Source organism: Bradyrhizobium genosp. SA-4 str. CB756 (genome assembly GCF_000473125.1).
Classification (GTDB): Bacteria; Pseudomonadota; Alphaproteobacteria; order Rhizobiales; family Xanthobacteraceae; genus Bradyrhizobium; species Bradyrhizobium arachidis.
In genome coordinates this window covers 8,280,399-8,292,598 of record NZ_KI421499.1, presented here as the reverse complement: position 1 = coordinate 8,292,598, position 12,200 = coordinate 8,280,399, and the positions used below count along the sequence as shown (strand labels likewise).

The 12,200-nt window shown below is 64.7% G+C and carries 8 protein-coding genes; 7 read left to right on the top strand and 1 reads right to left on the bottom strand.

Going from position 1 to position 12,200, the window contains the following annotated elements:
- Positions 1–255: 255 nt before the first annotated feature.
- A complete protein-coding gene (locus BRAGE_RS0140125; RefSeq protein ID WP_027563314.1) occupies positions 256–1,095 on the bottom strand; it encodes an SDR family NAD(P)-dependent oxidoreductase in 840 nt (279 codons plus the stop codon).
- Between the two features lie 163 nt (positions 1,096–1,258).
- On the opposite strand from BRAGE_RS0140125, the gene BRAGE_RS0140120 reads away from it, so the two are divergent.
- From BRAGE_RS0140120 to BRAGE_RS0140080, 7 genes are all read left to right on the top strand, one after another.
- Complete coding sequence (locus BRAGE_RS0140120; RefSeq protein WP_027563315.1) at positions 1,259–2,224, top strand: sensor histidine kinase; 966 nt, start codon at positions 1,259–1,261, stop codon at positions 2,222–2,224.
- 349 nt (positions 2,225–2,573) lie between these two features.
- On the top strand, positions 2,574–4,310 hold the full coding sequence (locus tag BRAGE_RS0140110; protein WP_027563316.1) for a putative bifunctional diguanylate cyclase/phosphodiesterase: 1,737 nt from the start codon (positions 2,574–2,576) through the stop codon (positions 4,308–4,310).
- Positions 4,311–4,605: 295 nt separating this feature from the next.
- On the top strand, positions 4,606–5,547 hold the full coding sequence (locus tag BRAGE_RS0140105; RefSeq protein ID WP_028146490.1) for an IS110 family transposase: 942 nt from the start codon (positions 4,606–4,608) through the stop codon (positions 5,545–5,547).
- Positions 5,548–5,672: 125 nt separating this feature from the next.
- A complete protein-coding gene (locus BRAGE_RS0140100) occupies positions 5,673–7,112 on the top strand; it encodes a sigma-54 interaction domain-containing protein (RefSeq protein ID WP_027564003.1) in 1,440 nt (479 codons plus the stop codon).
- 197 nt (positions 7,113–7,309) lie between these two features.
- Entirely contained in the window at positions 7,310–8,620 is a 1,311-nt protein-coding gene (locus BRAGE_RS0140095; RefSeq protein WP_027564002.1) for an MFS transporter, read from the top strand.
- A 114-nt stretch (positions 8,621–8,734) separates the two neighbouring features.
- Entirely contained in the window at positions 8,735–10,780 is a 2,046-nt protein-coding gene (locus BRAGE_RS0140085; protein ID WP_027564001.1) for an acyl CoA:acetate/3-ketoacid CoA transferase, read from the top strand.
- A 105-nt stretch (positions 10,781–10,885) separates the two neighbouring features.
- Positions 10,886–12,070, top strand: coding sequence for a substrate-binding domain-containing protein (locus BRAGE_RS0140080; protein ID WP_027564000.1), 1,185 nt, complete (start codon positions 10,886–10,888; stop codon positions 12,068–12,070).
- The last annotated feature ends 130 nt before the right edge of the window (positions 12,071–12,200 follow it).

Sequence of the window (12,200 nt, the reverse complement as noted above, 5' to 3'; positions counted from 1 at the left end):
CGTTTCTCATGTCCCGGACGCGCGGACCGCGAGCCGGGACCCAGAATCGTTAGCCGCGTTGAGTTCGGAGAGATGGGCCCCGGCTCTGCAGCGCACCGCTGAAGAAGCGCTGCGCTGCGTCCGTGGCACGAGATATCGTAGGGTGGGCAAAGGCGCGGAGCGCCGTGCCCACGATCTTTCGCATAGGGACATTTGGTGGGCACGGCGCGCGAAGGGCGCGCCTTTGCCCACCCTACGGCACCGTCGCCGGAGCGGTTACGCCCCGTCGTCAAATGCCTTGCGCAACGCGCTCAAGCCCTGCTGCTGCTGGCTCCAGTTGCGGCCGCCGGTCATGGCGCCGTCGATGACGAGGTCGTGGCCGTTGATGAAGCTGGATTCGTCACTGGCCAGGAACACCGCGGCGTGGGCGATGTCGTCGGGCAGGCCCGCACGCGGGATCGGCTGCGCGGTCTTGTAGACCTCGCGCATCACCGCCGGCGTCTTCTCGGCGGCGTCGGTCGATAGCCCAAGCGCCTTGCCGAAAATGCCGGTCGCGATCGCGCCGGGCGAGATCGAGTTGACGCGCACATTCGCTTCGCCGAGCTCCATCGCCACGCATTTGGTGAGATGGATCACCGCCGCCTTGGCCGCGCCATAGACGACCGACGAGGAGAAGCCGGCGAGGCGGCCCGCGATGCTGCCATTGTTGATGATGCTGCCGGAACCCTGCTTCTTCATGTAGGGCGCGGCGTGCTTCATGCCGAGCATGACGCTGCGGACCAGGGTCGCCATCGCCGCGTCGAAGCGCTCGACCTCGAGGCCCTCGATGCCCCCGGTCTGCGCCGGGCCGCCGGCATTGTTGAAGAGACAGTCGACCCGACCGAATTTCTCCACCGCCAGCGCGATCAGCGCCTGCATCTGCGCTTCGACCGTCACGTCGGTCTGGCGGAAGATGCAGTTGGACCCGAGCCGCGTGGCCAGCGCCTCGCCTTCCGGTAGTCGCCGCCCCGCGATCACAATTTTGGCACCTTCGGCAACGAAGACTTCCGCAGTCCGCAATCCGATGCCGCTCGTCGCGCCCGTGATCACCGCCACCTTGCCGTCCAGCCTGCCCATGGAATGTCCCTGTTTTTGAACTTTTTGATGCCAAATGGCGGACACCGAGCATGACGGCTCCGCGGTGCTCACTATTCCTGCCGACTTTCGACAAGGCAAGCTTTGCTTGCGCTGGCGACATGCGTAACATTCATGGCGAATGCAGATCGCGACCGGGCCGCGCATGGAGAAGCTGATCGACGAATTCCGCAAGGGCTGGCAGGGCATGGCGCCGCCATCACTCGGCCTGAGCCTCGCCTTTGCGACCACCTGCGTGCTGGTTGCGACGCTGGCGCGTTGGGGACTCGCGCAAGTGCGGCCCGACGTCTACTTCACCCCCTACTTTCCTGCCGTGTTCTTTGCTACCGCCTTCGGCGGCTTCCGGATCGGCATCTTGACGGCGATCGTCGGCGGCGTGCTCGGCGTCGTCCTGAATTTCGGCGATGCCTTTGCCGATCGCGCGCGATTTGCCCTGCTGGCGCTGTATTGGGCGGTCTGCGCGCTCACCATCTGGGGCGTCGAGCACTATCGCTCGCTCCTGGTCGAGCAACGCCGGATCTCCAGGCGGCTGATCGAGGAAGAGGAGTATCGCAAGCTCCTGGTCGAGGAGCTCCAGCACCGGCTGAAGAACAAGCTGTCGACTGTGCACGCCGTGATGCACCAGGTGCTGCATGACCAGCCGCAGGTGTGGGCCCGGATCGACCCGCGGCTGCGGTCGCTGGCCACGACCGACGATCTGATCTCGCGGGTCGACAAGGGTGGCTGCGACATCCGCGATCTGCTGATCGCGGAGCTCGGGCCTTACGGCCATGTCCGCTTTACGCTGAACGGCGACCGGCTGTTCCTGCCGCCGAAGCTCGCGGTCACGCTGTCATTGATGTTTCACGAGCTCGCCACCAACGCGGGCAAATATGGCGCGTTCTCCTCGCCCCGCGGCTTGTTGCAGGTCTCGTGGACCGTCAACGGCGATCGCCTCACCGTCACCTGGGATGAAACCGAAGGCCCGAGCGTCGGCGAGGTGTCGGCGCCGGGCTTCGGCACCAAATTGCTGAAGTCGGCCCTGTTCGCCTTCGAGGGCAAGACCGAGATCTCGTATCTTCAGACCGGCCTGCATTGCATCATGCAATGCCGCATCCCGAAGAGCGGCTAGGCGGATAGCGAACTCGATCGATCGGGTCACCGAAGCATCCACAGCGTCATGGCCGGGCATAGCCGTCCGAAGGACGGCGTCGCTTCGCTCGCCTATGTCCCGGGCATGACGACCTTTGATCACGCAACGAGAACGAAACAAGCGAAAGACAACCGCGCGCGCCGCCCGCGCTTTCGCAAGTGGCATTGACGCTCTGTTAATGACGATCGACAGCGCGTGTCGCATCGCCGCAAGTTTCCTCGAAAACACCCCCGTATTTCTGCGGACCCCTTAACCAAACTTAAGAGGGAACCACGCAAGATCGCAGCCATTGCAAAGGCGCGCTGAAACAACAAGATTCATGACTTCTATGAACGACAACAAATATTCCGGCGCGAGTGAAGCCGAGCTCGGATTTCTCAAGGAAATCGTTAGAATGCTGCCTGCCGGCCTGACCGTGCAGGACGCCGAAGGCAAGCTTCTGCTGGTTAACGATGCAGCGGCCGCCCAGCTCGGCATGGACGGCAGCCGTCCCTCCCCCGATCTTTCGCCGCGCCGCGAAGCCTGCCGCCAGGCGCTGAGCGCCGGCCAATCCGTCGTCACCGAGGAAGCACTGCACGAGGGCGCCGCGCGCCAGGTGCTGCTGACGACCCATCGTCCCGTGCGCCTCGCTGGACGCGAACTCCTGATCTCGGCCTCCTCCGACATCACCGAACAGAAGAATTTCGAGGACCAGCTGTTCCGCTCGGCCTATTTCGACGAGCTGACCGGCCTGCCCTCGCGGCGCGTGATCGAGCATCGTGCCAACAGCCTGCTGGCGCGCGAGCGCGGCGGCGATCGCTTTGCGCTGGCCTTTCTCGACGTCGACAATTTCAAGCACATCAACGACTATTACGGCCACGCCGTCGGCGATGCGCTGCTGGTCGAGCTGTCGAAGCGGCTCGGGCGGGACTTGCGCGATTCCGACATGCTGTCGCGCATCTCCGGCGACGAGTTCCTGCTGCTGCTCGCCCCGATCCAGAGCCAGGAGGAAGTCGCCGAATTCATGCAGTCGACGCTGGAGCGGCTGACCGCACCGTTCTTCATCGACAATTCGGAAGTCTTCGCCTCCACCTCGGTCGGCATCAGCCTCTATCCCGATCATGGACGCAATTTCGAGACGCTGCGCCAGAACGCCGACATCGCGATGTACCGCATCAAGAACGACGGCAAGGGATCGGCGGCCTTCTTCGATTCCAGCATGGAGCGGGAGGCGCTGGCGCGGACGAAGATCGAGCAGTCGCTGCGGCTCGCCATCCTCGAAAAGCGCTTCTGCTGCGCGTTCCAGTCCAAGGTCGACATCCGCACCCAGGCGGTGAAGGGCATCGAGGCATTGGTGCGCCTGCGCGACGACGAGGGCGTGATCCAGGCGCCGGGCTCGTTCATCAACCTCGCCAGCGAGCTCGGGCTGATCGACGAGCTGACCCATCTGGTGCTGGCCGAGATCGTCAAGTCGATCGACCTGATCAACGACACGTTCGGCCCGGAAGCGACCATCAGCATCAACGTCGCGGCCAAGCAGGCCGGCAATCCCGAATTCATGCGCAGCTTCGCGCAGGCGCTCGACGACACCGGCTTTCCCAAGCGGTTCATGATCGAGGTGACGGAAGACGCCTTCGTCGCCAAGAATCATTTCCAGGCCGAGATCCTGCCGATGTTCCGCAAGCTCGGCGTCGGCATCTCGATCGATGATTTCGGCACCGGCTATTCCTCGCTCTCGGCGCTGGCCGACATCACAGCGGACGAGATCAAGATCGACCGCTCCTTCATCACCGACATCCATAAGCGTCCGCGCAGCCAGGGCATCCTGCGCGCGATCGAATCCTTGAGCGAGGCGCTCGGCATGACCGTGATCGCCGAAGGCCTCGAATCCTACGAGGAGCTCGCCTATCTCCAGGCTGCGACCAAGATCCGCTACGCCCAGGGCTATTACTTCTCGCGGCCCATCTTCCTGGAGGAGCTGAAGCTCGCGACGCCTGCCTCGAGCGAGTCCCGCGCCAGCGTGGCGAGCCGCCCGATGCAGCAGAACCGCCAGGGCTATTCGCGGGCGAGCGGGTATCGGCGGTAGGGCAACGGCGCGACGATCTCGCTGTCGTCCCGGGGCGCGCGAAGCGCGAGCCCGGGACCCATAACTACAGGAAGCGGTTAGGCGCGAGGCTCCCACTCCGAGTCTTCGCCAAACCTCTTCCTGTGGGTATGGGTCCCTGTGTCTTGGAAGTCTGTCAGGATGGGTTGGGCGGGAAGCCGTTGGGTCCTTGGCGCTTGACGCCGTGAGCCGGCTCGGTCTCCCGCCCGTTCCATTACCAACCTGAACAGTTGCACGAGGCTGCGCCAACAGACCTCGCATCACAGGGACAGGCACCGTGATCATACCCCTTCGTTGCGTCGGAATCGACGTCTCCAAACAATATCTCGATATCTTCGATGAAGGCCTGGGCGTGCCGGAGCGCATCGCCAACGCGACGCAGGCCATCACCCAGATCGCGGCGCGTTGGCGATGCGATGTGCTGGTCGTCTTCGAGGCCACGGGTGTTTATGACCTCGAGCTTCGCGAAGCGCTGAGCGAGGCCGGCATCCGTTTCGCCCGGATCAACCCGGCCCGGGCTCGTGACTTCGCGCGCGCCAGCGGGCAGCTCGCCAAGACCGACCCGATCGACGCGCGAATGCTGGCAGCCTTTGCGCGGGCCATGCAGCCAGCAACGGAGCCGACTGCCAATCCCGCCCGCAACGCCTTGGCGGGACTTGCAAAACGGCGAGATCAGCTGGTTCGCATGCGCGCGCAGGAGAAGAACCGGCGCAGCGAGACCGACGACCGTGCCATGGCCGAGCGCATCGGTCGCCTCATTGAAGTCCTCGACGGCGAGATCGCCGAGATCGAGGCCGACATCAGGGGACTAATCAAAGCCGAGCGAGAGATTGCGGACGATGCGCGATTGATGCGCTCACTGCCTNGCGTGGGTCCCGTGGCTTGCATGCAACTCATCGCGAAGATGCCGGAACTCGGACATGTGGGAGCCAAGCAGATCGCGGCGCTCGCCGGCCTGGCTCCCTTCAACGTCGACAGCGGAGCCTTCCGCGGCAAACGCAAGATTGCCGGCGGCCGAAAGCGCGTCCGTGACGCCCTCTACATGGCTGCGCTCAACGCGGTTCGCAGGGCCGATCCGTTCAAGGCCTTCTACGCACGGCTGCGACGGGCCGGCAAACCAGCCAAGCTCGCCCTCATTGCCGTCGCCAGGAAGCTGCTAACGGTCCTCAATGCCATGATGCGTGACAGAAAGCCGTACCTGAAAGCCAACCCAACATAACAGTTGCCGGGTTCGCTTCGCGCCCCGGGACGACGGCAATTGCTGAGCTGGCTTGCGTGCCATTTCCCCCTTTGAAATTGCTGCCCTTTTGCTAATACACAGGCGGACCTCCCCTGGGGTATGTCATGTCCACCTCATCCTCCGTCAGCGATCCCGCCTATCTTCGCGCGCGCGCGATGGAGACGCTGTTCGAGCGGCTGGAGAAGCTCTGCGAGGGCGCGATCGCGATCGATCGCGGCGGGCGGGTGGTCTACGTCAACGAGAAATATCTTGCGGCGCTCGGCCTCAAGCACACATCCGAGGCGATGGGACGGCCGATCGAGGAGGTCATTCCGAACAGCCTGATGCGGAAGGTGGCCGAGACCGGCGAGCCGATCCTGCTCGACATCATGGAGCTCGGCGGCGAGCAGCTGGTCGTCACCCGCATGCCGATCGAGGACGAGAACGGCAAGGTGATCGGCGCGATCGGGTTCGTGCTCTACGACCATCTCGAAAGCCTCAAGCCCCTGCTCGCCCGCGTCGCCCAGCTCGAGAGCGATCTGCGGCTGGCGCGGCGGCAATTGTCCAACGCCCGCGCGGCGCGCTTCACCTTCGCCGACTTCGTCGGCACCACGCCGGCGATCGCGCAGGCCAAGCAGCTCGCAAGCCGCGCTGCGCGCCAGAGCGTGACCGTGCTGCTCACCGGCGAGACCGGAACCGGCAAGGAGATGCTGGCGCAGGCCATTCACAATGCCTCCTCGCGCGCCGAGAAGCCGTTCGTCAGCGTCAATGTCGCGGCCGTTCCCGACACGCTGATCGAATCGGAGTTCTTCGGCACCGCGCCGGGCGCCTATACCGGCGCCGACCGCAGGGGGCGCGAGGGAAAATTCCGCATCGCCGACGGCGGCACGCTGTTCCTCGACGAGATCGGCGAGATGCCGCTGCAATTGCAGGCCAAGCTCTTGCGCGTGCTGCAGGAGCGCGAGATCGAGCCGCTCGGCTCGGACAAGATCTCCAAGGTCGATGTCCGCGTCGTCGCCGCCACCAATGTCGATCTGCGCAAGCGCGTCAGCGACGGCGCGTTCCGGCCCGATCTCTATTACCGCCTCAACGTGCTCTCGATCGACTTGCCGCCGCTGCGGGACTGCCTGGACGATCTCCCCGATATCTGCGCCCGGCTGCTCGAGGACATCAGCGCGTCCGGCGATTACGTCAACGCCAGGATCACGCCGAGCGCGCTCGCAGCGCTAGCGCGCTACGACTGGCCCGGCAATGTCCGCGAGCTCCGCAATATCCTGGAGCGCGCGCTGATCCTGAGCGATTCCGGACGGCTGACCGGCGACGACGTCGCGCGCATCCTTCCCGTCGGCGCCGAGGTCAGGGTCGCGGCGCCTTCGCGCCCGGCCGGAGCAGTGGTGCCCTATGCCGAAGCCGAGGCCGAGTTCGAGAAGCACACGCTCGAACAGGCGCTCGCCGCCAGCAACGGCCAGATCGCCGAGGCCGCGCGGATGCTGCGGATCTCGCGCGCGACCTTCTACAAGAAGCTCGCCAAGTTCGGCCTCGCCTCGGGCCCCGCCTCCGTCTGAGTTTCGAGACTTGGAGTGTCCGGAGTCTCGGATTCCGGACACGGCGATTTGCACCTCCATTCCGGCGCGGACGCTGAATCTGCTGGATTTTCCGGCATTTTGCCCAGGTCCGCGGCATCTGGCGCGGCGCTTGCTCTTTGCTTTGCACAATGACGCATGCCGCACATGCGCATTCGCAAAACCAGGGAGGACGCAAGATGAGTGAAGCGATCTCAGTTCATCAGCTTCAGGCGAAACAGCCCTCGCACGTCACGGTCGCCACCGCGAGCCTGATCGGCACGGCCATCGAGTGGTACGACTTCTTCCTCTACGGCACCGCCGCCGCGCTGATCTTCAACAAGCTGTTCTTTCCGACCTTCGACCCGATGATGGGAACGCTGCTGGCGTTCGCGACCTACGCGCTTGGCTTCATCGCGCGCCCGCTCGGCGGCGTCGTGTTCGGGCATTACGGCGACAAGATCGGCCGCAAGACCATGCTCTATCTGACGCTGCTGATCATGGGCGCGGCGACCGCGGCGATCGGCTTCCTGCCGACCTATGAGACCGCGGGCATCTGGGCCGCGATCCTGCTGGTGACGTGCCGCCTGGTCCAGGGCTTTGGCTTAGGGGGCGAATGGGGCGGCGCGGTGCTGATGGCGGTCGAGCATGCGCCCGCGGACAAGAAGGGTTTTTACGGCAGCTGGCCGCAGCTCGGCGCACCACTCGGCCTCGTGCTCGGCACGCTGGTGTTCTCGGTGGTGTCCGCGATGCTGACCGACGCCCAGCTCTATGCCTGGGGCTGGCGCATCCCGTTCCTGTTCTCGATCGCGCTGGTGCTGGTCGGCCTGTGGATCCGTTTCACCATCGCGGAATCGCCGGAGTTCCAGAAGGTCAAGGACACCAAGCAGGAGGTGAAGATGCCGATCCTGGAGGCGATCCGGATGTACCCGAAGAACATCCTGCTCGCGATGGGCGCGCGCTTTGCCGAGAACGGCTTCTTCTACATCTACGCCACCTTCGTGCTCGCCTACGCGACGCAATCGCTCGGCATGAACAAGCAGGACATGCTCAACGGCGTCCTGATCGGCGCCGCGATCGAGACCTTCACCATCCCCGCCTTCGGCGCGCTCTCCGACCGCGTCGGGCGGCGGCCGGTCTATATCTTCGGCGCGGTGTTCTCGGCGCTGATGTCGTTCCCGCTGTTCATGCTGCTTGCGACCAAGAACCCGCAATATGCCTGGATCGCGATCGTGCTCGGCCTCGCCGTCGGCCATGCCGCGATGTATGGGCCGCAGGCGAGCTTCCTGTCGGAGCTGTTCGGCACCAAGGTGCGCTATAGCGGCGTCTCGCTCGGCTACAATCTCGCCTCGATCTTCGCCGGCGCATTGTCGCCGCTGATCGCGACGGGATTGATGACGGCCTACGCGCCGGCGACCTGGCCGATCTCGCTCTACATGATTGCGCTGGCGATCATTACCGTCGTGTCGGTCTATTTCGCCACCGAAACGCGCAAGACGCCTCAGTCCTGAATGGGCTGCCCCGCGACGCCGGAGCGGCTGGTCGCCAGCCGCTCCACGCGATACCAATAGAGCCAAGCGAGAAGAACGGGCATGCAGTCCGCAACAGACATGGGAGGGAATGCCATGAGCCAGCATCCTGCCTTGCCCTATTTGCGCAACGCCGAGAAGGGCAAGGTCGTCAGTGCAGCGGAAGCGGTCATGCTGATCCGCGACGGCGATACCGTGGCGACCGGCGGCTTCGTCGGCATCGGCTTTGCCGAGGAGATCGCAATCGCGCTGGAGGAGCTCTATCTCTCCAACGAGGGCGATGCGCCCTACACCCAAGGCAAGCCGCGCAATCTGACGCTGGTCTATGCCGCGGGCCAGGGCGACGGCCAGCATCGCGGCCTCAATCATTTCGCGCATGAGGGCCTGGTCCGCCGCGTGATCGGCGGCCATTGGGGGCTTGCGCCGAAATTGCAGCAGCTTGCGATCGCAAACCAGATCGAGGCCTATAACCTGCCGCAGGGCGTGATCACGCATCTGTTCCGCGACATCGCCGCCCACCGGCCCGGCCACATCACCCGCGTCGGCATGGGCACCTTCGTCGACCCCCGGCACGGCGGCGGCAAGCTCAATGCGCGCACCACCGAAGAGCTGGTCGAGCTGATCCGGATCGGCGGCGAGGACTGCCTGCTGTATAAGACATTTCCAATCGACGTCGGCATCATTCGCGCCACCACCGGCGATGCCGACGGCAACCTCACCATGGAGAAAGAGGCGCTGACGCTGGAAGCGCTCGCCATCGCCATGGCGGCGCATAATTCCGGCGGCATCGTCATCGCCCAGGTCGAGCGCGTCGCCGAGAGCGGCAGCCTCAATCCGCGCCAGGTCAAGATCCCCGGCATCCTCGTCGACTGCGTCGTCGTGGCGAAACCTGAGAATCATTGGCAGACGTTCGGCACGCCCTACAATCCGGCCTATTCGAGCGAGATCCGCGTCCGCGCCGCCTCGCTGCCGGTGATGCCGGTCAGCGAGCGCAAGGTTATCGCACGGCGCGCAGCGCTCGAGCTGAAGGCCAACAGCGTCGTCAATCTCGGCATCGGCATGCCGGAGGGAATCGCCTCGGTCGCCAATGAAGAGCGGATCATCGATCTGATCACGCTGACGGCGGAGCCCGGCGTGATCGGCGGCATCCCGGCGAGCGGCATCGATTTCGGCGCGGCGATCAACACCCAGGCGGTGATCGACCAGCCCTACCAGTTCGACTTCTACGACGGCGGCGGTCTCGATGCGGCCTTCCTCGGCCTTGCCCAGGTTGACCGCGCAGGCAATCTCAATGTCAGCAAGTTCGGCCCGAAGCTCGCGGGTGCCGGCGGCTTCATCAACATCAGCCAAAACGCCAAGGAGGTCGTCTTCGTCGGCACCTTCGGTGCGGGCCGGCAGCGCATTGCGGTGAACGACGGCAGGCTGTCGATCCTCGAGGAAGCCAGCTCGCGCAAATTCGTCGACCATGTCGAGCACGTGACCTTCAGCGGCGCCGTCTCGGCGGCACGCGGGCAGCGCGTGCTCTATGTCACCGAGCGCTGCGTCTTCGTGCTGCGCCCCGACGGGCTCGAGCTCACCGAGGTCGCGCCGGGCATCGACATCGAGCGCGACATCCTGCACCTGATGGATTTCAAGCCGCTGATCCCGCGCGATCCCATGCTGATGGACGAGCGCATCTTCCGCGACGGCCTGATGGAGCTGCGCGAGCGACTGCTCACCATCCCGCTCGACCAGCGCTTCTCGCTGGACGAGCAGCAGAACCTGTTCTTCGTTAATCTGGAACGCTATCCGCTGCGCAGCCGGGCCGAGATCGACACCATCGCCGCCATCGTCGAGGCGAGGCTCGCCCCGCTCGGCCGCCGGGTCTACGCCATCGTCAATTATGACAACTTTTCCATCCTGCCGGAGCTGATGGACGATTATTCGGCCATGGTCCGCAGCCTGGTCGATCGCTTCTATTCCGGCGTGTCGCGCTACACCACATCGGGGTTCCTGCGCATCAAGCTCGGCGAAGCGCTGGAGCGGCGCGGCGTTGCGCCGCATATTTTCGAAAGCGCGGACGAGGCGCAGTCGGACTGGCGTCAAGTCGAGGGAGCTGCCGCGGCCGGCGCATCCCACGCCCTGCGGCAGGCTCAAAAATGATGCAGGCCCGCATGTCGACGCGCTTCGCCGGAAGGTGCAATTGCAATGTTCGCAAGCTTGTGCAAATCGCTGTTGCCGAGAAACTTTGAATCAGGAGGGACCATCGTGCGTCGATCGCTCATCATAACAACAACCATTCTCGCCCTCGCCGCGAGTGCCTCCGCGCAGGCCGACGATCTCAAGGTCGCGCTGATCTACGGCAAGACCGGCCCGCTCGAAGCCTATGCCAAGCAGACCGAGACCGGCCTGCAAATGGGTTTTGAGTACGCCACCAAGGGCACCATGACGATCGACGGCCGCAAGATCGTCGTCATCACCAAGGACGACCAGGGCAAGCCGGACCTGTCCAAGGCCGCTCTCGCCGAAGCCTATCAGGACGACAAGGCCGACATCGCGATCGGCACGACCTCGTCGGCCGCCGCACTCGCGATTCTCCCCGTCGCCGAGGAGAACAAGAAGATCCTGATCGTCGAGCCCGCGGTCGCGGACCAGATTACCGGCGAGAAGTGGAATCGCTACATCTTCCGCACCGCCCGCAACTCCTCGCAGGACGCGATCTCGAACGCGGTCGCGATCGGCAAGCAGGGCGTCACCGTTGCGACGCTGGCGCAGGACTACGCCTTCGGCCGCGACGGCGTCGCCGCCTTCAAGGAAGCGCTGGCCAAGACCGGCGCGACGCTCGCCGCCGAAGAATATGCCCCGACCTCGACCACGGACTTCACCGCGGTCGGCCAGCGCCTGTTCGATGCGCTGAAGGACAAGCCGGGCCGCAAGGTGATCTGGGTGATCTGGGCCGGCGCCGGCAATCCGCTGGCCAAGCTCCAGGACATGGACCCGAAGCGCTACGGCATCGAGCTCTCCACCGGCGGCAACATCCTGCCGGCGCTCGCCGCCTATAAGGGCCTGCCCGGCATGGAAGGCGCCACCTATTACTACTACGACATCCCGAAGAACCCGGTGAACGACTGGTTCGTTGCCGAGCACCAGAAGCGCTTCAACGCGCCGCCGGACTTCTTCACCGCGGGCGGCTTTGCCGCGGCGATGTCCGTCGTCGCCGCCGTCACCAAGGCGAAGTCGACCGACACCGAGAAGCTGATCACCGCGATGGAAGGCATGGAGTTCGATACGCCGAAGGGCAAGATGGTGTTCCGGAAAGAGGACCATCAGGCGCTGCAGAGCATGTATCACTTCAAGGTCAAGGTCGATCCGAACGTCGCCTGGGCCGTGCTCGAGCCGGTGCGCGAATTGAAGATCGAGGACATGGACGTTCCGGTGAAGAACAAGCGGTAGGTGCTTCTTCACCTCTCCCGCTTGCGGGAGAGGCCGGGAGAGGGCTCTTTCCTCTCGGGGGCTCTCGATTGCTGAGACACCCTCTCCCCTGCCCTCCCCCGCATGCGGGGGAGGGGGCGCAGCGTAGCTG

What these genes read in the sequence shown, in the direction of transcription:
- BRAGE_RS0140125 (WP_027563314.1), bottom strand. Translation starts at nt 1,095, where the DNA reads ATGGGCAGGCTGGACGGCAAGGTGGCGGTGATCACGGGCGCGACGAGC.
- BRAGE_RS0140095 (WP_027564002.1), top strand. Translation starts at nt 7,310, where the DNA reads ATGAGTGAAGCGATCTCAGTTCATCAGCTTCAGGCGAAACAGCCCTCG.
- BRAGE_RS0140085 (WP_027564001.1), top strand. Translation starts at nt 8,735, where the DNA reads ATGAGCCAGCATCCTGCCTTGCCCTATTTGCGCAACGCCGAGAAGGGC.
- BRAGE_RS0140100 (WP_027564003.1), top strand. Translation starts at nt 5,673, where the DNA reads ATGTCCACCTCATCCTCCGTCAGCGATCCCGCCTATCTTCGCGCGCGC.
- BRAGE_RS0140120 (WP_027563315.1), top strand. Translation starts at nt 1,259, where the DNA reads ATGGAGAAGCTGATCGACGAATTCCGCAAGGGCTGGCAGGGCATGGCG.
- BRAGE_RS0140110 (WP_027563316.1), top strand. Translation starts at nt 2,574, where the DNA reads ATGAACGACAACAAATATTCCGGCGCGAGTGAAGCCGAGCTCGGATTT.